The 22,408-nt window shown below is 72.3% G+C and carries 23 protein-coding genes and 1 riboswitch; of the genes, 10 read left to right on the forward strand and 13 right to left on the reverse strand.

Translation table 11 applies throughout. The annotated features are described in order from the left end of the window. Positions 1–131: 131 nt before the first annotated feature. Positions 132–386, forward strand: a complete 255-nt coding sequence (locus tag AB0H12_RS10030; RefSeq protein WP_499622249.1) for a hypothetical protein — start codon at positions 132–134, stop codon at positions 384–386. Positions 387–633: 247 nt separating this feature from the next. Beyond that, positions 634–888 (forward strand): hypothetical protein, encoded by a 255-nt coding sequence (locus tag AB0H12_RS10035; RefSeq protein WP_499622251.1) that lies wholly within the window; start codon positions 634–636, stop codon positions 886–888. Positions 889–1,082: 194 nt separating this feature from the next. Here the strand turns inward: AB0H12_RS10035 and AB0H12_RS10040 are convergent, their stop codons facing one another. Genes AB0H12_RS10040 through thiO form a run of 4 tightly spaced genes read right to left on the reverse strand, consistent with a single transcriptional unit; the run spans position 1,083 to position 3,518 of the window. Continuing rightward, a complete protein-coding gene (locus tag AB0H12_RS10040; protein ID WP_230569728.1) occupies positions 1,083–1,514 on the reverse strand; it encodes a MarR family winged helix-turn-helix transcriptional regulator in 432 nt (143 codons plus the stop codon). Positions 1,515–1,571: 57 nt separating this feature from the next. Continuing rightward, the gene (locus tag AB0H12_RS10045) at positions 1,572–2,327 is read right to left on the reverse strand and encodes a thiazole synthase (protein ID WP_499622252.1); all 756 of its coding nucleotides are present in this window, start codon (positions 2,325–2,327) and stop codon (positions 1,572–1,574) included. A gap of 1 nt (position 2,328) precedes the next feature. Further along, positions 2,329–2,529 (reverse strand): sulfur carrier protein ThiS, encoded by a 201-nt coding sequence (gene thiS / locus AB0H12_RS10050; protein ID WP_499622253.1) that lies wholly within the window; start codon positions 2,527–2,529, stop codon positions 2,329–2,331. Then, complete coding sequence (gene thiO / locus AB0H12_RS10055; protein ID WP_499622529.1) at positions 2,526–3,518, reverse strand: glycine oxidase ThiO; 993 nt, start codon at positions 3,516–3,518, stop codon at positions 2,526–2,528. Before thiO ends, thiS begins: the two co-directional genes overlap by 4 nt. After that, positions 3,519–3,630: riboswitch (TPP riboswitch) on the reverse strand. A gap of 44 nt (positions 3,631–3,674) precedes the next feature. On the opposite strand from thiO, the gene thiE reads away from it, so the two are divergent. Next, positions 3,675–4,316 (forward strand): thiamine phosphate synthase, encoded by a 642-nt coding sequence (thiE, locus tag AB0H12_RS10060; RefSeq protein ID WP_499622254.1) that lies wholly within the window; start codon positions 3,675–3,677, stop codon positions 4,314–4,316. 88 nt (positions 4,317–4,404) lie between these two features. Here the strand turns inward: thiE and AB0H12_RS10065 are convergent, their stop codons facing one another. After that, entirely contained in the window at positions 4,405–5,571 is a 1,167-nt protein-coding gene (locus tag AB0H12_RS10065; RefSeq protein ID WP_499622255.1) for a S1 family peptidase, read from the reverse strand. 535 nt (positions 5,572–6,106) lie between these two features. Between AB0H12_RS10065 and AB0H12_RS10070 the strand changes: the two genes are divergently transcribed. Next, on the forward strand, positions 6,107–7,030 hold the full coding sequence (locus AB0H12_RS10070; protein ID WP_499622257.1) for a threonine ammonia-lyase: 924 nt from the start codon (positions 6,107–6,109) through the stop codon (positions 7,028–7,030). Position 7,031: 1 nt separating this feature from the next. On the opposite strand, the gene AB0H12_RS10075 is transcribed toward AB0H12_RS10070, so the two are convergent. Together AB0H12_RS10075 and AB0H12_RS10080 are read right to left on the reverse strand one after the other, a co-directional pair. Then, entirely contained in the window at positions 7,032–8,507 is a 1,476-nt protein-coding gene (locus AB0H12_RS10075) for an MFS transporter (RefSeq protein WP_499622258.1), read from the reverse strand. Positions 8,508–8,666: 159 nt separating this feature from the next. Further along, positions 8,667–9,425, reverse strand: coding sequence for a GntR family transcriptional regulator (locus AB0H12_RS10080; protein WP_230569723.1), 759 nt, complete (start codon positions 9,423–9,425; stop codon positions 8,667–8,669). Positions 9,426–9,666: 241 nt separating this feature from the next. On the opposite strand from AB0H12_RS10080, the gene AB0H12_RS10085 reads away from it, so the two are divergent. The 5 genes from AB0H12_RS10085 to AB0H12_RS10105 are packed head-to-tail and all read left to right on the forward strand — an operon-like array spanning position 9,667 to position 15,287. Beyond that, positions 9,667–10,950 (forward strand): sugar ABC transporter substrate-binding protein, encoded by a 1,284-nt coding sequence (locus AB0H12_RS10085; RefSeq protein ID WP_499622259.1) that lies wholly within the window; start codon positions 9,667–9,669, stop codon positions 10,948–10,950. Positions 10,951–10,957: 7 nt separating this feature from the next. Continuing rightward, positions 10,958–11,947 (forward strand): carbohydrate ABC transporter permease, encoded by a 990-nt coding sequence (locus AB0H12_RS10090; protein WP_499622260.1) that lies wholly within the window; start codon positions 10,958–10,960, stop codon positions 11,945–11,947. After that, positions 11,944–12,783, forward strand: coding sequence for a carbohydrate ABC transporter permease (locus AB0H12_RS10095; protein WP_499622261.1), 840 nt, complete (start codon positions 11,944–11,946; stop codon positions 12,781–12,783). The genes AB0H12_RS10090 and AB0H12_RS10095 overlap by 4 nt, the downstream gene beginning before the upstream one ends. Positions 12,784–12,789: 6 nt before the next feature. Then, on the forward strand, positions 12,790–14,247 hold the full coding sequence (locus tag AB0H12_RS10100) for a glycoside hydrolase family 3 protein (RefSeq protein ID WP_499622262.1): 1,458 nt from the start codon (positions 12,790–12,792) through the stop codon (positions 14,245–14,247). Then, positions 14,244–15,287, forward strand: coding sequence for an SIS domain-containing protein (locus tag AB0H12_RS10105; protein WP_499622264.1), 1,044 nt, complete (start codon positions 14,244–14,246; stop codon positions 15,285–15,287). Before AB0H12_RS10100 ends, AB0H12_RS10105 begins: the two co-directional genes overlap by 4 nt. Before the next feature lie 140 nt (positions 15,288–15,427). Here AB0H12_RS10105 and nagA read toward each other — a convergent pair whose 3' ends face one another. Next, positions 15,428–16,627 (reverse strand): N-acetylglucosamine-6-phosphate deacetylase, encoded by a 1,200-nt coding sequence (gene nagA / locus AB0H12_RS10110; protein WP_499622265.1) that lies wholly within the window; start codon positions 16,625–16,627, stop codon positions 15,428–15,430. A 192-nt stretch (positions 16,628–16,819) separates the two neighbouring features. Between nagA and AB0H12_RS10115 the strand changes: the two genes are divergently transcribed. Next, positions 16,820–17,494 (forward strand): FadR/GntR family transcriptional regulator, encoded by a 675-nt coding sequence (locus AB0H12_RS10115; protein WP_499622267.1) that lies wholly within the window; start codon positions 16,820–16,822, stop codon positions 17,492–17,494. Between the two features lie 82 nt (positions 17,495–17,576). Here the strand turns inward: AB0H12_RS10115 and AB0H12_RS10120 are convergent, their stop codons facing one another. The 5 genes from AB0H12_RS10120 to AB0H12_RS10140 form a co-directional block, all read right to left on the reverse strand. Continuing rightward, entirely contained in the window at positions 17,577–18,143 is a 567-nt protein-coding gene (locus AB0H12_RS10120) for an L-2-amino-thiazoline-4-carboxylic acid hydrolase (RefSeq protein ID WP_499622269.1), read from the reverse strand. Positions 18,144–18,278: 135 nt separating this feature from the next. Next, complete coding sequence (locus tag AB0H12_RS10125; RefSeq protein WP_499622270.1) at positions 18,279–19,205, reverse strand: aldo/keto reductase; 927 nt, start codon at positions 19,203–19,205, stop codon at positions 18,279–18,281. A gap of 242 nt (positions 19,206–19,447) precedes the next feature. Continuing rightward, positions 19,448–20,197, reverse strand: coding sequence for an SDR family NAD(P)-dependent oxidoreductase (locus tag AB0H12_RS10130; RefSeq protein ID WP_499622271.1), 750 nt, complete (start codon positions 20,195–20,197; stop codon positions 19,448–19,450). After that, positions 20,194–21,531 carry an enolase C-terminal domain-like protein gene (locus AB0H12_RS10135; protein ID WP_499622272.1) on the reverse strand — a complete coding sequence of 446 codons (1,338 nt, stop codon included), beginning with the start codon at positions 21,529–21,531 and terminating at the stop codon, positions 20,194–20,196. Before AB0H12_RS10135 ends, AB0H12_RS10130 begins: the two co-directional genes overlap by 4 nt. A gap of 1 nt (position 21,532) precedes the next feature. Then, the gene (locus AB0H12_RS10140; RefSeq protein WP_499622273.1) at positions 21,533–22,387 is read right to left on the reverse strand and encodes a fumarylacetoacetate hydrolase family protein; all 855 of its coding nucleotides are present in this window, start codon (positions 22,385–22,387) and stop codon (positions 21,533–21,535) included. Between the last annotated feature and the right edge of the window lie 21 nt (positions 22,388–22,408).

Genomic DNA, 22,408 nt, shown 5'->3' on the forward strand with positions numbered 1-22,408 from the left:
TGGCGGCATGCTGGGTCTTCGAGCTGCTTCCGGCCGCTCTGGGCCGTGACGATCGCGGTCCCACGGTTGGGTGGGCTGGGCACGGCGGTCGACGAGGGTGGAGCGGCTAGCGTTCAGGGCGAGGGGGTGTCATGGATCTGGTCAGCCGGTACCTCGACCTGGTGGACGAGCACATGCGCCGCCACCCCGATGAGCGGGTGGGGCAGGCCCACTACAACGCCTTGCGGCTGGAGTGGCCGCATCTTCAGCACGAGGTCGTGGGCACCGAGCGGGACTGTTTCCGTGTCGACAGCCGGCTTCCTGCGTTCCTTGACTGGGTGGAGCACGCCTTGGCAGTTGAGCAGCGAGCAGCCGAGGACGGGCAGGACCGCACCACACAGGTGTAGCTACCGGTGTGGCAACGAGGGCGAACCGGGGCGCACGGGTACGGCCGGCGGCGAGCTTGTGAGCCTCGGAGACGGCTCAATCCGGACGGCGCTGCACGGTCGGGTGCGGCCTTGGAAGCGGGAGACGGGCGACCGTCCGGGGACGAGTCGTATTCCGGTTGGCTCGGCGGCCGTCCGCGCCGAGACTGGGGCGGTGCCACGTGCTGCCCGAACCCATGCGCTGCTGCGTGCCCGCGTTCTCGACGTCGTGAGCAGGTGGGACCCGGAAGGGTTGCTCGCCATGGAGGCGCCCGAGGACGAGTACGAGCCGGAAGCGAAATCGTTCGCCGCGTTGCTCGGTCAGGGGGTCACCATCACGCCCGAGGTGGTGCGGCAGGTCTGGGAGCACTGGTTCGGTCCGGACTCGGCGTTCGTGCGCTTGTCGTCCCCCGCGGTTCTGGCGGAGTTCGCCGGGGAGCTGAACCAGGCTGCCGCCCCGGCCGGAGGGTCCGCGCAGGTGTGACTACCGGTGCGAGGCTGCGCGTGCGGTCGCGCCAGTCGGCGGTTCGCCAGGGTCCCCTCCAGCCGACGCTTCGCCGGCATCCCGGTAAGCGAAGGCTTCGCAGGCGTCCCCGGCAAGGGGACCCCCTGCTTTTACCCTGCCACACGGGTACGACGATTCCGAGCTCGTGCGCGCCGGCTGTGGACGACCTCCGGTCAGCCGACCTCGCCGACCAGTTCCTCCAGCGCCGGCAGGGCGTTGACGAGCGCGTCACGGTGTTCCGGCGCCAGCTCCTCGATCCGCCGCTGCAGCTCGCGCACCCGCGCCGACCGCACGCCCGACACCATCGTCACGCCCTCCGGCGTCGGCGTCGCCAGCCACGCCCGCCCGTCCTGCGGGTCGGGCTCGCGCCGCACGTACCGGGCCTCCACCAGCGCCGCCACGATCCGCGACAACGTCGGCGGCGCGACGCCCTCCTTGGCGGCCAGGTCGCCCAACCGCATGGGACCGCACCGCGCCAACGTGGCCAGCGCCGACACCGCACCCGGCCCGAGCCCGGGCGACCCCGTGCGCCGCAGCAGCCGGGATAGCCTGCCGATCGCGAGGTACAGCCGGGCGGTGGCGTCCTCGACCTGGTCGGCCGTCACGGCACTCCTCCTCGGGCAGACGGACACGATGAGCATCCATCATGCCGTGCCCCGCAATCACCCCACTGCCGGACTCGACGCGTGCGCCCAGAACCGCTTCGGGATCCTCCCCGCCAGCTTGGCCAGCCGACCGGCCTCCACACCCGCGCGCATCGCCGCCGCCATCCGTTCGGGGTCCTGCGCCCTGGTCACGGCGGTCGCCAGCAGCACGGCCGAACAGCCCAACTCCATCGCCAACGCCGCGTCCGACGCCGTGCCCACGCCCGCGTCCAGGATCACCGGCACGGACGCGCGCGACACGATCAGCTCGATGTTGTGCGGGTTGCGGATCCCGAGCCCCGTCCCGATGGGCGAGCCCAGCGGCATGACGGCGGCGCAGCCGATCTGCTCCAAGCGCACCGCCAGCACCGGGTCGTCGGACGTGTAGGGCAGCACCACGAACCCGTCGTCGACCAGCTTCTCCGCCGCGTCGAGCAGCTCCACCGGGTCGGGCAGCAGGGTCTGGTCGTCGGCGACGACCTCCAGCTTCACCCAGTCCGTCCCCAACGCCTCCCGCGCCAGCCGAGCCGTCAGCACGGCCTCCGCGGCGGTGCGGCAGCCGGCCGTGTTCGGCAGCGCCGGGATGCCCAGCCGGCCCAGCAGGTCGAGCACGCCGCCACCGGACGAGTCCAGGCGCCGCATCGCGACCGTCGTCAGCTCCGTGCCGGACGCCACCAGCGCGCGTTCCAAAACCGACAGGTTCGCCGCGCCACCGGTGCCCATGACCAGGCGCGAGCCGAACTCGCGTCCGGCGATCACCAACGGGTCGTCCACGTCACCCTCCCTGCACGGCGGTCAGAACCTCGACCGCGGCCCCGTCGGGCAGCACCGTCGTCCCCCACGCGGCGCGCGGCACCACCTCGCCGTCCAGCGCGACAGCGACACCGCGGGGTGGCGCGTCGAGCAGCGCCAGCACGGTGGCGACGGTCGACCCGTCGGCCAGTTCCCGCTCCAGACCGTTGACCTTCGCCTTCACCGACTGTTTCCTCCTTCGCGGAGCAGGGAGAGCACCCGCCGCGCCGTGACGGGCGCGAGCAGCAGACCGTTGCGGTGGTGGCCGGTGGCGGCCAGCACGCCGGGTTCCAGCCACTTGATCACCGGCGCGTTGTCGGGGCTGCCCGCGCGGAACCCGGCGGCGACCTCGGCGAGCGCGTACTCGGCGATGCCCGGCCACACCACCTCGGCGTCGCGCAGCAGGTCGCGCACGCCGCCCACGGTCGGGTCACCGTCGAAACCGGCCTCGTACTGGGTGGCGCCCAGCACGAACCCGCCCTCGCGCGGCACCAGGTAGACGGGGTGGCCGGAGACGTGGGCGCGGATCGTGTGCCGGGGCGGCGGCAGCGCGCCGGGCCGAGCCGACAGCCGCAGGATCTCGCCCTTCACCGGCCGGATCACGTCGCGCAGCAGTGGGTGCAGGTCGCGGCTCCACGCGCCGGCCGCGATCACCGTCACGTCCGACTCCGCACCGGGCTCCGCCGCGAACACGACACCGCTGCCGGCACACGCCTCCCGCAACGCGCGCAGCAACGCCCGGTTGTCCACGGCGACGTCACCGGGCACCGACAGTCCACTTCGGACCTGGCCCAGACCGGGCTCCAGCGCGCGCAGCTCACGACCGGTCAACCGGGACGCCGACCGTCCCATCCGGCCCAGGTAGGCGCACAACTGGTCCAGCACCTCGACATCGGCCCGGTCGACCGCCACCGCCAACGTGCCCGCGGGACTCAGCCCGACGCCGAGCGCACGCGCGAACTCGGGCCACAGCGCCAGCGATTCGACGCCGAGCGCCAGCACGTCCTCGTCACCGGGCCACGCCTCGGTGATCGGCGCGAGCATCCCGCCCGCGACCCACGAACCGCCGTGCGGCGAACCGCGGTCGACGAGTTCCACCGCGTGACCGGCGCGCGCGGCGTACCAGGCCGTGGACAGCCCGATGACGCCACCGCCGAGGACGGTCACTCGCATTGCCAAGGCACTCACGCTCCCTGCGCCGGCATGACCCGGATCAGGTTCGACGGTCGGAGCGAACCACGCTCCCTCTCAGCCCGGTGTGTTCCAGGCTCCCGTGCGGACCACGTCCACCGTAGCGCACGGAACGCGCGGGCGGTTACCGTGCCGCCCGTGCCAGGACTCGACGGAACGCAGATCAGGCGGCGGCTCGCCGACGCGCGGCTCTACCTCTGCACGCCCGCGCGACCAGACCTCGCCGAGTTCGCGGACGCCGCGCTCGCGGGCGGCGTCGACATCGTGCAGTTGCGGGACAAGGTCCTCGAAGCCAAGCAGGAGATCGCGGCGCTGGAGGTGCTCGCCGAGGCGTGCGCGCGGCACGGCGCGCTGCTCGCGGTCAACGACCGGGCGGACGTGGCGCTCGCCGTGGACGCCGACGTGCTGCACCTGGGGCAGGACGACCTGCCGGTGCCGCTCGCGCGCCGGGTCGTCGGCGACGACGTGGTGGTCGGCCGCTCCACGCACGACGTCGGGCAGGCGCGCGCGGCGGCCGTCGAGCCCGGGGTGGACTACTTCTGCACCGGGCCGTGCTGGCCGACGCCGACGAAGCCGGGCCGGGCCGCGCCGGGCCTCGACCTCGTGCGCGCCACGGCGGGCACGACCGACCGGCCGTGGTTCGCCATCGGCGGCATCGACGCCGACCGGCTGCCGGAGGTGCTGGCGGCGGGCGCGGAGCGGGTCGTGGTCGTGCGGGCCGTCACCGAGGCCGAGGACCCGCGCGCCGCCGCGGCCCGGTTGAAGCTCCGGCTGACCTGACACCGCCGAACGCCCCCGGGCCGACGGCCCGGGGGCGTTCTTCAAGCGGTGCGCGGCCGGCAGGGACGGCCACGCGCTGACCCGGGGGTCAGCCGATCGCGAGCCGCAGGCCGTAGACGCTGAGGATCTCGTTGACCGGCTGGAAGAAGGTCGTGCCGCCGGAGGAGCAGTTGCCCGAACCGCCGGAGGTCACGCCCTGGGCCTGGCCGTAGCCGCTGCCCGCCACCCACGAGCCGCCGGAGTCACCGGGCTCGGCGCACGCGTTGGTGCGCGTCATGCCGTAGACCGCGCCCTGCGCGTAGTTGACCGTCTGGTTCTTGGCCTGGACCGTGCCGCAGCGCCAGCCGGTGGTGGAGCCGGAACGGCAGATCGCCGCGCCGATGGCGGCCTCCGAGGAGCCCTTCACCACGACGTTGGTGCCGTTGTAGCGGTTGACCCACGGGCGCGAGGTCCAGCTGGAGTTGGTCCGCACCCAGGCGTAGTCGTTGCCGGGGAAGGACGAGCCGGCGAACGAGCCCGAGGTGACGCGGTTGTAGCCCTGGGTCGCGGTGCCGGTGCGGCCGCAGTGGCCCGCCGTCACGTAGCCACCCGCGGTGACCGAGAAGCCGACCGAGCAACGCCCGCCACCCATGTAGTAGGCGTCACCACCGCGGGTGTCGTACAGCGTGGTCGGGCTGTGGTCGACCTCGACCACCCGGACCGCCGGGCTGACCGACTTGGCCGAGGCCAGGAACGCCTCCGCCGCCGCGTCCCGCTGGAAGCGGTTGACCTCGACGACGACCGAGTTCGTCTGCTCGTCGACCCGCCAGCCGGTGATCGACGACGGCGCCGAGAGGGTGTCGATCGTCGACTTCGCGCCGGTCAGCTGCTGGTGGGAGAAGGCGACGTACTTGGCGTCGGCGCCCGTGGCACGGGCCGCGCCCGCCTTCGCCGAGTCGGTCACCGCGACCACCAGCTTGCCGGTCGCCGCGTTGATCCACGAGCCCGCGTAGGCGCTGCCGACCGCGGACCGCGCCGCGGACTCGACCTCACCCGCCCGGGTGTCACTCGCCAAACGGGCGGTGACCTGTTCGGCGGTCAGGCCCAGGTCACGTTGCGCCGCTTGGAGCAACTCGGCGGGGTAGCTCTCCGTGTCGGCCGGGCTTGCGCCATGGGGGGCGGCAGGCGCCGCGACGGCCGGTACGCTGAGAGCTGTAGCCGTGCCGGTGGCCAGCAGGACGGCCGTGGCAAGGCGGACCGCACTCGTGCGGTTCATTAGGCGTCTCCCTCATCTTCGGGTGCAGGGAACCCGAGAGCCTGGTTGCAGGGACCGCTCTCGGGGGCTCTAGGGGGACGGGTGGTGGGGCGGCGGCAGGGGTCGCCCCACCCCTTTACTTCTCGCCCGTGTCGTCGCCCGGGTCCGAGTCCTCAAGTCCGTGGCGGAGCCCGGCGAAGCACCCGGCAAGGACAGCGCTCGCGTGTCCCGCATGGCACTCCTCCCGATCTCTACCGACCAGTACTCACCCGTTCGAGCGACGTTATGACTCCGTGACCTGTTACGGCCCGAGCCATCTGAGGGCGAAGTGTGTCACAGGACACGCCGACATGACTGCGCTGTGTAGCGTTTGACAGTTAACTCTCACTCAAGGTAGTGAGTCGATCACCGATTCGGGCGGTTTTGCCAGAAGTAAGCGATTCGGTCAAGGAAGCCACGGACGTGTGAATGTTGTTGGCCCAGGTGGGTGAGGCAGGAGGAGTTCCGGTAACGACCCGTGTACTCATCACACCGCCGCAGGGGTGAGGATCGACGCATGGGACTCGTCACGATCTCCGACATCCGGGCCGCCGCCGACCGCATCGAGGGCGCGGCGGTCCGCACTCCCCTGCTGCGGTTCGACGACGGGTTGTGGCTCAAGCCGGAGAGCCTGCAACCGGTCGGCGCGTTCAAGATCCGCGGCGCGTACAACGCGCTGGCGCGGCTGACCGAGGACGTGCGGGCGCGCGGCGTCGTCGCCTACTCCAGCGGGAACCACGCCCAGGCCGTCGCCTACGCGGCGAAGCTCTTCGGCGTGCCCGCGGTGATCGTCGTGCCGGACGACACGCCGCGGGTCAAGGTCGAAGCGACCCTCTCGCACGGCGCCGAGGTCGTCCAGGTGCCGATGGCGGCGCGGGAGGCGCGGGCCGCCGAGCTGGTGGCGCAACGGGGCGCGACGCTGATCCCGCCGTTCGACCACCCGGACGTCATCGCAGGTCAGGGCACCGTCGGGCTGGAGGTGATCGCCGACAAGCCGGACGTGGCCACGGTGCTGGTGCCGGTCAGCGGCGGCGGGCTGATCTCGGGCGTGGCCACGGCGGTGAAGGCGCTGAGCCCGTCCACGCGGGTGGTCGGGGTGGAGCCGGAGCTGGCCGGTGACGCGGCCGAGTCGCTGCGGGCAGGCACGCTGGTCCGGTGGCCGGCGGGCGACCGGGCCCGGACGATCGCCGACGGGCTGCGCGCCGAGCCGTCCGAGCTGACGTTCGAGCACCTGCGCGCCTACGTGGACGACATCGTGACGGTGTCCGAGGAGCAGATCGGCGAGGCGGTCGGCGTGCTGGCCCGGCGGGCGCGGCTCGTGGTGGAGCCCAGCGGCGCGGTGACCGTGGCCGCCCACCTCGCGCGGCCGTCCTCCGGCCCGACAGTGGCCGTGCTGTCCGGCGGGAACGTCGACCCCGAGGTGTTCGCCCGCTACCTCTGAGTCACTCGGGATCTCCGAGTGGCTCGGGCACCCGCGCGGGCGGGCCGTCGATGCCGCAGCTGTGGCACTCGGGCACTTCGGGGGTCGGTTCCAGGACGCGGTTGTCCACGCCGATGGCCATCAGCCCGCCGACGACCGACGCGACCGCGCACACCAGCAGGGCCGTCTGCCAGCCCTCGGTGAGCGCGGTCGGGTCGGCGTACTGGGCGCCGGTCAGGCCCGCCACGGCCGGCAGCACGGCCACCGCGACCAGGCTGCCGGTGCGGGCGACGGCGTTGTTCACGCCCGAGGCGACCCCCGCGTACCGGTCCGGCGCGGCGGCCAGCACGGTCGCCGTCACCGGCGCGACCACGGCCGCGAGGCCGAAGCCGAACACCAGCAGGCCGGGCAGCACACCGGTCCAGTAGCCCGCGCCCGGCTCGACCCAGCGCAGCATCAGCATGCCGACGCCGATCAGGACCGGTCCTCCGACGAGTTGGGCGCGCGGCCCGATCCGCTGGGCGAGCGCGCCGGAGCGCGCGGACAGGGCGAGCAGGATCAGCGTGATGGGCACGCTGGCCAGGCCGGACGCCGTCGGCGAGTAGTGCAGCGACACCTGCAGCTGCAGCACCATGAGCACGATCACCCCGCCCAGGGCCGCGTAGACGAGGAACGTCAGGGCGTTGGACAGCACGAACGTCCGGTTGGCGAACAGCTGGGGCGGCACCAGCGGGTCGCTGCCCCGGCGTTGCAGCACGACGAACGCCACCAGGCCGACCACGCCGACCACCCCGGCCGTGACCACGAGCGCGTCGGCGCCCCGAACCGGGGCCTCGACCAGCGCGCCGGTGATGCCGGCGAGGCCGATCGCGCCGATGGCCGACTCGCCGATGTTCGGGCGGCCGGTGAGGGTTTCGTCGCGGGATTCGGGCACGTGCCGGCGGGCCAGCCACACGCACAGCGCCGCGATCGGCAGGTTGATCAGGAACGCGAGCCGCCACGACCAGGCCTGCACCAGCAGGCCGCCGAGCAGCGGCCCGATCGCCGTGGCGACGCCGGACAGGCCGGACCACGCGCCGATCGCCCGGCCGCGGTCGGCGCGGGCGAACACCGATTGGAGGATGGCGAGCGAGCCGGGGGTCAGCAGTGCGCCGCCGATGCCCTGCAGCACGCGTGCGACGACGAGCAGTTCGGTGGTCGGCGCGAGGCCGCAGAGCAGGGACGCGGCGCCGAACCAGAGCACGCCGAAGGTGAAGACCCGGCGGCGGCCGTACCGGTCGCCGAGCGAGCCCGCGATCAGGATCAGCGAGGCCAGTGCCAGCAGGTAGCCGTCGAGGATCCACTGGAGGCCGGCCACGGAGGCTTCGAGCTCGGCGCCGATGCGGGGCAGCGCGACGTTGACGATCGTGCTGTCGAGCATCGCCATGCCCGACCCGAGGATGGTCGTCGCCAGCACGGCCTTCGCCCGGCCCGTGCCCCACACCACAGTTTCCGCCACAGGACCATTCTGCTCTCGCAGTTGTCCACAGGCCGAGCCGGAGCACCCCCGACCGTCGTGACGCGGATCTTGTTCCGCCCGCTCGGGCATCGCGCTCGCACTTCCGCAAGCGCGAATGACGCCGCCCGGTCCCGCGTCCCGGCCGGGCGGCGTCAGGGCCTAGCCGGCGGGCCGGTTCAGGGTCGCCACGAACTTGTAGCGATCCCCCCGGTACACCGAGCGCACCCACTCCACCGGGTTGCCCTCCGTGTCGAACGAGTGCCGCGACAGCAGCAGCATCGGCAGGCCGATGTCGGCCCCGAGCAGCTCCGCCTCCTCCGGCGACGCCAGCGCCGTCTCGATGGTCTCCTCCGCGTGCCCCATCTCGACGCCGAACCGCTCCCTCAGCACCTGGTACAGCGACGCGCCCGGCGCGAGGTAGCGCCGCAGACCGCGGAACCGGCCCAGCGCCAGGTGCGTGGTCTCGATCGCCATCGGCTCGCCGTCGGCCAGCCGCAGCCGGTGCAGCCGGAGCACCTTCGCGCCCGCACGCACGCCGAGCAGCCTGGCCAGCTCGGCCTCGGCGGGCATCTCCGACGCCTCGATCAACCGCGACGACGGCTGCCTGCCCTGGGCCTTCATGTCCTCTGTGTACGACGACAGCTGGAGCCGTTGCGCCACCTTGGGTTCCGCGGCGAACGTGCCCTTGCCCTGCACGCGCAGCAACCGACCCTCCACGGTCAGTTCGGCAAGCGCTTGCCGCACCGTCGTGCGCGACACGTCGAACTCCGCCGCCAGCGAACGTTCCGTCGGGATCGGCGATCCGGGCGGCAACGCGCGCAGGAGGTCGAGCAGATGCCGCTTGAGTCCCCAGTACTTCGGCTCGCGCTGCGCGCGAGTCCTGGCGTCCACGCCAGTCGCAGGGCTCGTCTCGAGCATGCCTTCCTCCTCGCCCCTTGCCAGCCGACCTTGCCAGCGCTCCCAGACACAGGATGCCTTGTCCTCGTCGGATCGTGCGCCCGAACCCCCGACAAGCGCCAAGAAAATGATCCGATGACTTTGCAACGGTCCAGCAACGGCCTTGACATGCCCTGTGGCGAGGCACACTCTAGGCCGCATTGGTCTACACCACTTTGGAGTTCCGGTCGCGGGATCGGGGCATGGGGAAAGGGCGCACAACGTGAAGGGCTGGAGAGGACTGGCCGTAGGTGCCGCCGCACTCGCGGTGGCCGTGGCCGGATGTGGCACGAGCTCCGACGGCGGCAGCGGAAACTCCGGAGAACCCAAGACGCTGACGGTCTGGTTGATGGACGGCTCGGCGCCGACCACCCTGACCGACGCGCTGAACAAGGAGTTCCAGGACTCGCACCCCGGCGTCACCGTCAAGTACGAGATCCAGAAGTGGAACGGCATCCAGGAGAAGCTGACCACCGCGCTGACCAGCAACAACCCGCCGGACGTCATCGAGCTGGGCAACACCCAGACGGCGAAGTTCGCGGCCGAGGAGACGCTGACCGACCTCAGCGCGGACGCCTCGGGGCTCAACGGCGACCAGTGGCTCGGCGGCCTCGAGGACTCGCTGACCTGGGACGGCAAGAAGTACGGCGTGCCGTTCTACGCCGCGAACCGCACGGTCATCTACCGGACCGACCTGTTCGAGGCCGCGGGCATCACCGCCGCGCCGAAGTCGCGTGACGAGTGGATCGCCGCGATCGAGAAGCTGAAGGCGGCCAACGCGGCCGACCCGGACTTCCAGCCCCTCTACCTGCCGGGCCAGTCCTGGTACGTGCTGCTGTCCCTCATCTGGGACGAGGGCGGCGACGTCGCGAAGCCCCAGGGCTCCGCCTGGGCGGGCGCGCTCGACACCCCGCAGGCCAAGGCCGGCCTGGAGTTCTACAAGAAGCTGGTCGACACCTCCGGCACCAAGGCGCCGAAGGACGCGGACGAGGCCACCCCGCAGCAGATGGAGGTGTTCGCCACGGGCAAGGTCGGCATGATGATCGGCCTGCCGTGGGAGCTCGCGGGTGCGGTCAAGGCCAACGCCGACCTGAAGGAGAAGACCTCGGCGTTCGCGATCCCGTCGAAGACCGCGGGCAAGACCGCCCCGGTGTTCCTCGGCGGTTCGAACCTCGCCATCCCGGCCGGCAGCACGAACGCCGACCTGGCCAAGGAGTACCTGAAGCTGCTCAGCTCGGCGAAGTACCAGGGCATGCTGGCCGAGGGCGGCGCGGTGCCCGGCACCTCGACCGACACGTCGAAGCTGGCCACCACCCCGATCGGCAAGGCGCTGGCCGAGTCCGCCCCGAACGGCAAGGTCACCCCGACCACGCCGTCGTGGGCCGCGGTCGAGGCGGGCCAGAACCCGCTGAAGGACATGCTGACGGCGTACCTGACCGGCGCGAAGCCGCTGGACCAGGCCGCGTCCGACGCCAACACGGCCTTGTCGAAGACCCTGGCCGGATGACGATCGGATGACGGCCGTGCACACGACCGACGCCGCGGTGCCGACGAGCTCCTCGTCGGCACCGCGGCGTGCCGCACCGGACGGCGCGCCGCGCCGTCGGGGCGGCGCCTTCGACCGGGCGCTGCCCTACCTGCTGCTGGCCCCCGCCGTGGTGGCCATCCTCTGGCTGATCGGTTGGCCCGTCCTCTCCGTCCTGGTGACCAGCTTCCGCAAGCTGAACCTGCGCGAGCTGACCCGCGGCGAGGTCGTGTGGACCGGTCTGGACAACTACACCGAGATCCTGGGCGACCCGGAGTTCTGGGGCATCACGGTGCGTTCCGTGGTGTTCACCGGGATCGTCGTCGTCGTGTCGATCCTCGCGGGCCTGCTGATCGCGCTGCTGATGCGGCAGATCAGCCCGGTCGTGCGGATCGTGCTGCAGGTCGCGATGCTGCTGGCGTGGGCGATGCCGCTGCTCGCGGCCACCACGGTCTACCAGTGGATCTTCGACCAGCAGTACGGCATCCTGAACAAGACCCTGGTCAAGCTGGGTTTCGACGGCTTCGCCGGGTTCTCGTGGTTCTCCACCGGCACGTCGACGCTGGCCGTGATCGGGCTGCTGATCGTGTGGCAGGCGGTGCCGTTCCTGGCGTTCTCGCTGTACGCCGGCGCCATCGGGATCCCGAAGGACCAGTACGAGGCGGCGGGCATCGACGGCGCGTCGGCGTGGCAGACGTTCCGCGCCGTGACGTGGCCGGAGCTGCGGCCGTTGTTGCTGATGGTGACGTTCCTGTCGCTGCTGTGGGACTTCAAGGTGTTCGCGCAGATCTGGGCGATGCGCAAGGGCGGCCCGGACGGCGGCAGCACCACGCTGCCCGTCTACCAGTACCTGGAGGGCATCTCGAAGAGCCACTTCGGCGTGGCCGCCGCGGTGTCCGTGGTGATGGTCGCGCTGCTCGGGCTGCTCACGTTCCAGTACCTGCGCAGGCTGGTCCGGTCCCAGGAGGGCGAGCTGTGATCACGAAGAAGGGTTCCTCCGCCAGGAAGGTCACGGGGAACGTCGTCGCGCTGGTAGTGGCGCTGTTCTTCGCGTTCCCGACGTACTGGATGGTCGCGACCGCGCTCAAGCCGCGCAAGGACCTGCTGACCAGCGGTTACGACCTGGTCCCGTTCTCGGTGACGGGCTCGAACTTCGCCACCGCGTGGGCCAAGCCCGGGTTCCTGAACTCGCTGGGCAACAGCCTGCTGGTGACGTTGAGCGCGGTGCTGGCGTCGATCGTGATCGGCCTGCTGGCCGCGCTGGCGTTGTCGCGGATGCGGTTCAGGGGCCGCAAGGGTTTCGTGATGATGCTGCTGGTGGCGCAGATGGCGCCGTTCGAGGCGCTGCTGATCCCGATGTTCCTGATGATGCGCGACCTCGACCTGCTCGACCGGCTGCCGGCGTTGGCGCTGATCTACTTCGCGGTGACGCTGCCGTTCTGCGCGTGGACGCTGCGCGGGTTCGTCAACGGCATCCCACTGGAGCTCGAAGAGGCGGCGATGGTGGACGGCTGCGGCCGGTGGGGCGCGTTCCGCCGGGTCACGCTGCCGCTGCTCGGGCCGGGCCTGGTGGCCACGTCGGTGTTCGCGTTCGTGACCGCGTGGAACGAGTTCCTGTTCGCGTTGTCGCTGGTCAAGGACCAGACCAAGGAGACCCTGCCGGTGTGGCTGTCGGGGTTCCAGACCGCGTTCGGCACGGACTGGGGTGGCGCCATGGCCGCGTCGGCGCTGTTCACCCTGCCGGTGCTGGTGTTCTTCCTGATCGTGCAGCGCAAGATGGTCACCGGTGTCACGGCCGGTGCGGTGAAGGGGTAGGACCGCATGTCGTTGCACCGGCTCGCGTCGGGTGTGCTGCTGCCGGGGTTCCACGGGACCGCCGCGCCGGACTGGCTGCTGAAGAGGGTGGCCGACGGGCTCGGCGGTGTCGTGCTGTTCGGGCGGAACGTAGTGGACGATGCCCAGGTCACAGCCCTGAACGCCCAGTTGAGGGGCGCGCGGGCGGACGTCGTGATCGGGATCGACGAGGAGGGCGGCGACGTCACCCGCCTCGACGCGGGCCACGGGTCGGAGGTGCCGGGCAACCACGCGTTGGGCGCGGCGGACGACGTGGGGCTGACGCGGGCGGTGGCGGCGTCGATCGGGGCGCGGCTGGCGGCGTGCGGGGTGAGCCTGAACCTGGCGCCGTCGGCGGACCTCGTGCTGACGTTGGAGGACCCGGTGATCGGCGTGCGGTCGTTCGGGTCGGACCCGGTGGCGGCGGGCGCGCACGTGGCGGCGTTCGTGGAGGGCCTGCAGGCGGTCGGGGTGGCGGCGTGCGCCAAGCACTTCCCCGGCCACGGCGCGTCCACTGTGGACTCCCATGCGGCGCTGCCGGTGCTGCCGCGGACCCCGGCGGAGCTGGCGTCGGTCGAGTTCGTGCCGTTCCGCGCGGCCGTGGCTGCGGGGGTGCGGTCGATCATGACCGGGCACCTCGTCGTGCCGCAGTGGGGTCCGGCGCCGGCGACGCTGAACCCGGTGGCGGTGCGGGTGCTGCGGGAGGAGCTGGGGTTCACCGGCGCGGTCATCACCGACGGGCTGGACATGAAGGCCGTCGGCGGAGACCTCGCGGAGGGGTCGGTGCGGTCGTTGGCGGCCGGGGTGGACGCGCTGTGCCTGGGCGGCGAGCCGTTGGACGACGACGGGCTGCAGTGGCTGGTGGACAGCATCGTGGCGGCCGTGGAGTCGGGCGCGCTGCCGCTGGAGCGACTGGAGGAGGCGGCACGGCGGACGGCCGCGCTGGGTGCTCCGGCGACGTCCGCGGAGGCGCACGACCCGGAGCTGGGGCTCGTCGCGGCACGGCGGGCGCTGGAGGTGCGCGGCACGTTGGCGCTGTCCGGGCCGCCGGTGGTCGTGGACCTGGCGGTGGAGCCGTCGATCGCGGTCGGCGACGTGCCGTGGGGGCTCGGGCCGTACTTGGCGGAGCTCGTTCCGGGTACCTCGGTGGTGGCGGCGACGTCCGCGCGCGAGATCGCGTCGCTGGCCGCCGGACGTCCGGTCGTCGTGGTGACGCGTGAGGCACACCGCCACGCGTGGGCTCGCGAGCTGGTGTCGTCGCTGGGTACTATTGGTCTAGACCTTGTGCACGTCGAGACGGGCGTGCCGGGGCCTGACCTGGGCGCCGCCGCCCGCGTGGACACCCACGGCGGTTCACGGGTGTGCCTGCGGGCCGCGGCCGAGCGCATCGCCGCCGCCACCTCCACGCCGTCAGCCGAACCTGAACCGACAGGGGAACTCCGATGACCGACCACCAGCCCGGCAGGCACATGGCGGCCGAGATCGACCAGCAGCCGGGTATCTTCGCCGACCTGTTCGCGAGGCGGGACGCCATCGCGTCGGTCGCCTCGGTGATCGCCGAGCGCCGGCCGCGGTTCGTGCTGCTGGCGGCGCGCGGGTCGAGCGACCACGCGGCGCTGTACGCGAAGTACCTGACCGAGGTGCTGCTGGAGCTGCCCGCCGGGCTGGTGTCGCCGTCCACGACCACGCTGTACGGGGCGCAGCCGGACCTGCGCGACGTGCTGCTGGTCGCGGTGTCGCAGTCCGGCGGGTCGCCGGACCTGCTGGAGGTGACCGAGTCGGCTCGCGCGCGCGGTGCGCTGACGGTGGCGGTGACGAACACCTCGTCGTCGCCGTTGAACGGCGCGGCCGAGCTGGCGGTGGACGTCGGCGCGGGCGTGGAGCGGGCCGTGGCGGCGACGAAGACGTACTCGGCGACGTTGCTGGCGCTGTACCTGCTGGTGGACGGGATCCGGGGTGGTGACGGTTCGGCCGCCTCGGGCCTCGGCGACCTGGCGCGGGCGACGTTGGACTCCTCGGCGGACGCGGTGGCCGAGGCGGTGCAGCGGTACCGGTTCGTGGACCGGGTGCTGACCACCGGGCGCGGCTACTCGCTGCCGACGGCGTTGGAGTCGGCGTTGAAGCTGGCCGAGACGTCGTACCTGGCGGCGCGGGCGTACAGCGGGGCGGACCTGCTGCACGGGCCGGTGGCGGCGGTGGACGCGGAGACGGCCGTGCTGGCGGTGACCAGCTCGGGCAAGGGCGGTGACGCCCTGCACGACGTCCTGGACGCCGTGCACGGGCGTGGGGCGGACGTGCTGGCGGTCGGTTCGGCGTCCGACAAGGTCTCGGCGGCGCTGCGCGTCCCGGTCGCCGAGACGGCGGAGGAGGTGGCGCCGATCCTGGAGATCCTCCCGATCCAGCGCCTGGCCCACGGCCTGGCCCTGGCCCGCGGCGGCGACCCCGACAACCCGCGCGGCCTGAACAAGGTCACCCGCACCCGCTGACCCCGCGAGAGTCCTACGTTCGCGTCGCGCGTGTCCTACGTTCGCGTCGCGAGAGTCCTACGTTCGGAACACCTGAATTCAACGCTGAGCACACGGAGAGGCCCGAGGGACGCATCCCTCGGGCCTCTCCCCTCGTCCGGCTACTGGCCCGCGGCGGCCACGCCGACCGCCGCGTTCTCGTACGCCGTCGCACGGTCGAACACCACCTCGCCGTCCACCCACACCTTGCGCGGCCGGAGGTCGTCGTCCCACCAGACCAGGTCCGCCACGGCGCCGACCTCGAGCCGGCCCAACGTCGGCTCGCCGATCGCGTCGGCCGGGACGACGGTCGCCGACGCCAGCGCGTCCGCCGGGTCCACGCCCACCGACACGATGTTGCGCACGGCCAGGTCCAGCGTCAGCGCGCTGCCCGCGATCGTGCCCTCCGGCGACCGAGGCACGCCGTCCTCGGTCAGCAGCACGTCCGCGCCGCCGAGCTGGTAGCGGCCCGGCGGCATGCCCGCAGCGGCCACGGCGTCCGTGACCAGCGCGACCCGGTGCCCGGCGGCGTTGAAGACCAGCCGGCAGACGTCCGGGCCGACGTGCGCCAGGTCCGCGATCAGCCCCAACGTGAACCGGTCGTCCACCAGCGCCACGCCCGGCACGCCCGGCTCGCGGTGGCCGAGCGGGCGCTGGGCGTTGAACAGGTGCGTCACCATGCGGGCGCCCGCCTCGGCGGCGGCCCTGGTCTGCTCACCCGTCGCGTCGCTGTGCCCGACCGCGACCAGCACTCCCGCCGCCGCCAGCCTGCGCACGGCGTCCAGGCCACCCGGCTGCTCGGGGGCCAGCGTCACCATGCGCAACGCGCGGCGCAGCACCCCGTCGTCCAGCAGCATGTCGATCTCGGCCGGGCCCGGCGGCACCATCAGCGCCGGGTCGTGCACGCCCGCGCGTTTCGGCGACAGGAACGGCCCTTCCAGGTGCACGCCGAGCGGCCTGGCGCCCGCGTGCGGCGGCAGGGTCGCCGACGCGGCCAGCACGGCGTGCGCCTGACGTATCGCGACCGGCACCGGCGCGGTGATCAAGGTCGGCAGGAACCGGGTCACCCCCGTTCGTGGGAGCGCTCTCGCCACCTCGGCCATGCCTTCGGGGTCCACCTCGGCGAAGTCGACCCCGACCGCCCCGTTGACCTGCACGTCCACCAGGCCCGGGGTGAGCAGGCCGTCGGTCAGCACCTCGGCGCCGTCGGGTGGTGAACCCGCGACGACCTCGACGATCCGGCCTGCCCTGAACCTCAGGCTGACGGGACCGGTGATGGTCCGACCGAGCAGTGCTCGCGGAGCTGCGACAACCGTGTCCAAGGTCCCTCCTCAAATGGTCCAGACCATTATGGCCGGAAGTGGCGGACGCCGTCACGTATGGTTATAAGATAACCGAATAGAGTAGAGATGGGTGAATGTTTCGCCGCACGGCGGGTTGGCCGCGTGGCGCTTCGGCGTGGCCCATACTTGGCGCCAGACATCCGAGGTCTAGCTGACGAGTCGAGGACCGCCGTGGCAGTTACCGACGACGCCATCCTGCGCGTCAAGGAGATGATCGTCTCGGGTGAGCTGAAGCCGGGCGACCGACTGCCGCGCGAGGCCGACCTCGCCGAGCGACTCGGGCTGTCGCGGAACTCGCTGCGTGAGGCGGTCAAGGCGTTGTCGCTGGTCAGGGTGCTGGACGTGCGACAGGGTGACGGCACGTACGTGTCCAGCCTGCGTGCCGACGACCTGCTCGGCGCGTTGTCGTTCGTGCTCGACCTGCACCGCGGTGAGGACTCCGTGCTGGAGGTCCTGCAGGTGCGCCGCATCCTCGAACCGGCCGCCGCGGCGATGGCGGCGCAGCGGGTCGGGCCGGACGAGGTCGCGGAGCTGCGGGCGCTGTGCGACGCCGCCGAGTCCGCGCGGTCGGTGGAGGAACTGGTCGAGCACGACCTGGAGTTCCACCGCGCCGTCGCGCAGGGCTCGGGCAACGCCTACCTGGCCCAACTGCTGGACACCCTCGCCGGCCCGACCGTGCGGGTCCGCATCTGGCGCGGCATCACGCAGGGCGGCGCGGTGGACCGGACCGTCGCCGAGCACCGCGCCATCGTCGACGCCCTGGCCGCGCACCAGCCCGAACTGGCCCGTTCGTGGTCGACGGTGCACGTGGCGGGCGTCGAGCAGTGGCTGTCCGACCTGGCGTGACGCCCGCCGACCGTGTTCTGGGCGTTGAACTCAGGTGTTCCGAACGTAGGACTCTCGCGGCGTGAAGGTAGGACTCTCGCGGTTAGGTGCGGTCGAAGTGGAAGGGGCAGGTGGAGCCGCCGCGGGCGATGGTGGTCGGTCGTCGGAAGGCCACGCGGTGGCGGTCGGGGTCGATGGCGTCGATCCACGCGGCGTCGAAGTCGCAGAACACCTCTCCCAGCTCGGGAACGCCGGCGACCGCGAGGACGCGCACGTAGAAGCAGCGGTGGACGTCGACGTGGTAGTGGGAGGCGGACTCGGAGCGGGTGAAGGCGAAGTCGTCGCCGAAGTAGTTCTCCTCGCGGTCCTTGGACATGTCGGTGATCACGGCGAACGGGTCGTCGGCGGCGTCCAGGGCAGCCTGGGTGCCATCGTGCACATAAGGGCGGATCGGCTCGTGGAACGCACGTGCCACCGAACGCAAGGCCTCCGACCGCGGCATGCGGCGGAGGAGGCACTGGTAGGCGCCGGCGACCAGCGCGGTCACGGGCAGGTGAGGGCTGGAGCCGCCCACCGCCGCCGCGATCCGGGACGCCGCCGCGTCGACCTCGGGCAACGGGACGAGAGCCGCGACGTGCTCGCGGAACAGGGAAATGAGCTCTTCGTTCATGTGTGGTTGTCCTCACGGTGTCCGTACCCGCGCATGCGCGGGACGGCCAGCACGCTCCAACCACCAACCTGGCGCTGACCAGGGTTTGCTCTTACCGCGCCACACCGTACACCCGGGCCACCGCGCCGGGAAGGATCACGACGCCAGCAAGCCCTCCTCGCGCAGGTCGTCCCACAACGCGTCCGGCGCCGGCGAGGGGAAGACGGCGGCCCGCATCTCCGCCGCCGTCCGGACGCCCAACAGCACCGACACCACCGCCGGGTGCCGGAACGGGAACGACACCGCCGCCTGCGGCAACGTCACGCCGTGCCGCGCGCAGACGGCGGCGATCCGACGGGCACGCCGCACCAACGACTCCGGCGCGGCCCGGTAGTCGTACGTCGAGCCGACGTCGGGCCGGGCCAGCAGCCCGGAGTTGAACACCCCCGCCGCCACCACCGACACGCCACGCGACGCGCACAGGTCCAGCAGCGCCGCCCCGCCCTGCTCCAGCACGGTGTACCGCCCGGCCAGCAGCACCACGTCCAACTCGGTCTCCCGGACGAACCGCGCGGGCATCTCCCACTGGTTCATCCCCACGCCGACCGCCCCGATGACGCCTTCCGACCGCAGCCCCAGCAACGCGGGCACGGCCTCGGAAACCGCCTGCTCCCCATGCGAATCCGGGTCGTGCACGTACACCACGTCGACCCGGTCCAGCCCCAGTCGGTCCAAAGAGGACTCCAACGACCGCCGCACGCCGTCCGCGCTGAAGTCCCACCGCCGCCACGCCGTCGCGGGCACCGCGAACCCGTTCGCCATGTCGTCGCCGTCGCCGAACCCCGGCTCCAACACCCGGCCGACCTTCGTGGAGACGACGAACGAGTCACGCGGCCGACCCGCCAGGAACGCGCCGATCCGCCGCTCCGACAAGCCCAGCCCGTAGTGCGGCGCGGTGTCGAAGTACCGGACGCCGGCGTCCCAGGCGGCCTCCAACGCGCCGAAAGCGTCCACATCGGACACCTCGGCGTACAGGTTGCCGATCGGTCCGCCGCCGAACCCCAACCGGGACAGGGGAATCACTCCTGCACCTTCCCCGTGGCGAAGCGGGTCACCACCGCCACGATGATCACCGCGCCGTACGACGCGTTGACGTAGAACCCGCTGACGCTCAGCAGCCGCAGGGTGTCCTCCACCAGCCCGAATCAGCACCCCGGACAACGCACCCACCAGCGTGCCGCGCCCGCCGAGCCGCAGGCGGTGGTCATCGTGAGGGACAACGCGCGGTGAGGATGCTGAGACGCTTCATGGTCCCCTCGATCCGTTCAGGGTTTCGGGCGCAACCGCAGACCGTGCATGCCGCCGTCGACCGCGAGGACGGTGCCGGCGGTGGAACCGGAGAGCGGACCGGCCAGGTAGGCGATGGCACCCGCGACCTCGTCCGCCGAGACCAGCCGCCCGTGCGGCTGCCTGGCCTCCAGCGCGGCCCGCTCGGCGGCCGGGTCCGGCGCCGAGTCGAGCAGGCGGCCCACCCACGGGGTGTCCGCCGTGCCGGGGGCCACCGCGTTCACGCGGATGCCCTCGCGCACGTAGTCCGCGGCCATGGCCAGCGTCAACGCGTGCACCGCGCCCTTGCTCGCCGAGTACAGCGCGCGCTGCGGCAGACCGGCCCAGGCCGCGATCGAGCCGGTGTTCACGATCGCCGCGGCCGGCGACTTCCGCAGGTGCGGCAGCGCGGCGCGGGCGACCCGGGCCATGCCGACCACGTTCACGTCCAGCACCCGGAGCCACTCGTCGTCCGGGTTCGCCGTCACGTCACCCTGCGCGCCGACGCCCGCGTTGTTCACCACGACGTCGAGCCGGCCGAACCGCTCGACCACCTCGTCGACCGCGGCGCGCACCGACGCGTCGTCGGCGACGTCCATCCTGATCCCGTGCAGCGGGGGGTCGACCTGCGGGTTCAGGTCCAACGCCACCGCGGTCGCGCCCCGGGCGGCCAACAACCGCGCGGTGGCCAGGCCGATGCCCGACGCGCCGCCGGTCACCACCGCGACCAGCCCTTCGAACTCGCTCACCGCTCCTCCTGCAACTCGGTCCACACCGGACCGTCGGGGTACCGGTAGTCGGTCAGGGTCCGCTCCCGCAGCCGGGCCGAGAAACCGGGCTCGGTGGGCGCGACGTACCGGCCGTCGCGCACCACGGCGGGGTCGGTGAAGTGCTCGTGCAGGTGGTCGACCCACTCGAGGACGCGACCGTCGGCGGTGCCGGAGACCGCCACGAAGTCGACCATCGCGAGGTGCCGGACCAGCTCGCACAGGCCGACGCCGCCCGCGTGCGGGCACACCGGCACGCCGAACTTCGCCGCCAGCAGCAGGATCGCCACGTTCTCGTTCACGCCGCCCACCCGGCACGCGTCCAGCTGCAGCACGGCGATCGCGTCGGTCTGGAGCAGCTGCTTGAACACCACCCGGTTCTGCACGTGCTCGCCGGTGGCGACCCTGATCGGGCTCAACGCCCTGGCGATCGCGCCGTGCGCCAGCACGTCGTCCGGGGAGGTGGGCTCCTCGATCCAGTACGGGTCGAACGGCGCCAGCTCGCGCATCCACGCGATGGCCGTGCCGACGTCCCACCGCTGGTTGGCGTCCACCGCGATGCGCACGTCCGGTCCGACGACCTCGCGGGCCAGCTTCATCCGCCGCACGTCGTCGTCCAGGCTGCCGCCGACCTTCAGCTTGATCATGTCGAAGCCGTCGGCCAACGCCTGCCGCGCCAGGCCCGCGAGCTTCTCGTCGGTGTAACCGAGCCAGCCCGGCGACGTCGTGTAGGCCGGGTAGCCGTCCCTGACCAGCGCCTCAGCCCGTTCGGCACGTCCCGGCTCCGCGCGCCGCAGGATCTCGAGCGCCTCGTCGGGCGTGAGCACGTCGGACAGGTACCGGAAGTCGACCAGGCCGACGATCTCCTCCGGCGTCATGCCCGACAGGAACCGCCACAGCGGCAGTCCCGCGCGCCGTGACGCCAGGTCCCACGCGGCGTTGACCACCGCCCCGAGCGCCATGTGCGCGACGCCCTTCTCCGGGCCGAGCCACCGCAGCTGCGAGTCGCCGACCAGCTCCGCGGACAACGCGGCCAGGTCGGCGGCGGTCTCCGGCACCGGCCGGCCGACCACGTGGTGCGCCAACGACCGGATCGCGGCGGCCTGCACGTCGTTGCCCCGGCCGATGGTGAACGCCAGCCCGTAGCCCTCCGGGCCGCCCGACGTGCGCAGCACGACGTACGCGGCGGAGTAGTCCGGGTCGGGGTTCATCGCGTCCGACCCGTCCAGCTCCCGCGAGGTCGGGAACCGGATGTCCAGCACGTCCAGCGCGATGATCCGGTCCGCCACCGCGGTCAGGTCCGCCCCCGTGGCCATCTCACGCCTGCCCGAACGTCTGCCGCTGCCGGCCCAGCCCGTCGATCTCCAGCTCCACCACGTCGCCCGCGCGCAGGTACGGCTTCGGCTCCGGGTGGCCGAGCGCCACGCCCGCGGGCGTGCCGGTGTTGATGACGTCACCTGGTCGGAGGACGAGGAACCAGCTCAGGTAGCGGACCAGCTCGGCCACCGGGAAGATCATGTTCTTGGTGGACGAGTCCTGCCGCGGCACGCCGTTGACCCACAGCCGCATGCCGAGCGCCTGCGGGTCGCCGACCTCGTCCGCGGGCACGAGGAAGGGGCCGAGCGGGTTGAACGTCTCGCAGTTCTTGCCCTTGTCCCACTGGCCGCCGCGTTCGAGCTGGAACTCGCGCTCGCTGACGTCGTGGGACAGCGCGTACCCGGCGACGCAGGTCAGGGCCTCTTCGGCGGACTCGAGGTACCGGGCCTCGCGGCCGATGACCACGGCCAGCTCGACCTCCCAGTCGGTCTTCACCGAACGGCGCGGCACCAGCACCTCGTCGTCGGGGCCGACGATCGTGTCCGGCGTCTTGAGGAACATCACCGGCTCGGCCGGGATCGGCGCGCCGGTCTCCTCCGCGTGGTCGCGGTAGTTGAGGCCGATGCAGACGAGCTTGCCGACGCCCGCGACCGGCGGCCCGATCCGCACGCCGTCGGCCACGATCGGGTGGAGTTCCCCGGCGGCGAGCGCGGCCCGCGTGCGGGCGATGCCGTCGTCGGCCAGGAACGCACCGGTCACGTCGTCGGTCACCGGCGTCAAGTCGTACGTGACGCCGTCGTCGGCACGGACGGCGGGTCGTTCGGAGCCCAACGGTCCCAGGCGCAGCAACTGCACGGCAGGTCCTCCTCGAAAGCC

This window comes from Actinosynnema sp. NPDC023794, from assembly GCF_040639675.1.
Taxonomy (GTDB): domain Bacteria; phylum Actinomycetota; class Actinomycetes; order Mycobacteriales; family Pseudonocardiaceae; genus Actinosynnema; species Actinosynnema luteola.

Excerpts from the sequence above, each read along its gene's own strand:
- AB0H12_RS10065 (WP_499622255.1), bottom strand. The coding sequence starts at position 5,571 with ATGAACCGCACGAGTGCGGTCCGCCTTGCCACGGCCGTCCTGCTGGCC.
- AB0H12_RS10070 (WP_499622257.1), top strand. The coding sequence starts at position 6,107 with ATGGGACTCGTCACGATCTCCGACATCCGGGCCGCCGCCGACCGCATC.
- AB0H12_RS10120 (WP_499622269.1), bottom strand. The coding sequence starts at position 18,143 with ATGAACGAAGAGCTCATTTCCCTGTTCCGCGAGCACGTCGCGGCTCTC.
- AB0H12_RS10090 (WP_499622260.1), top strand. The coding sequence starts at position 10,958 with ATGACGGCCGTGCACACGACCGACGCCGCGGTGCCGACGAGCTCCTCG.
- AB0H12_RS10105 (WP_499622264.1), top strand. The coding sequence starts at position 14,244 with ATGACCGACCACCAGCCCGGCAGGCACATGGCGGCCGAGATCGACCAG.
- AB0H12_RS10030 (WP_499622249.1), top strand. The coding sequence starts at position 132 with ATGGATCTGGTCAGCCGGTACCTCGACCTGGTGGACGAGCACATGCGC.
- thiO (WP_499622529.1), bottom strand. The coding sequence starts at position 3,518 with ATGCGAGTGACCGTCCTCGGCGGTGGCGTCATCGGGCTGTCCACGGCC.
- AB0H12_RS10100 (WP_499622262.1), top strand. The coding sequence starts at position 12,790 with ATGTCGTTGCACCGGCTCGCGTCGGGTGTGCTGCTGCCGGGGTTCCAC.
- AB0H12_RS10080 (WP_230569723.1), bottom strand. The coding sequence starts at position 9,425 with ATGCTCGAGACGAGCCCTGCGACTGGCGTGGACGCCAGGACTCGCGCG.
- AB0H12_RS10135 (WP_499622272.1), bottom strand. The coding sequence starts at position 21,531 with ATGGCCACGGGGGCGGACCTGACCGCGGTGGCGGACCGGATCATCGCG.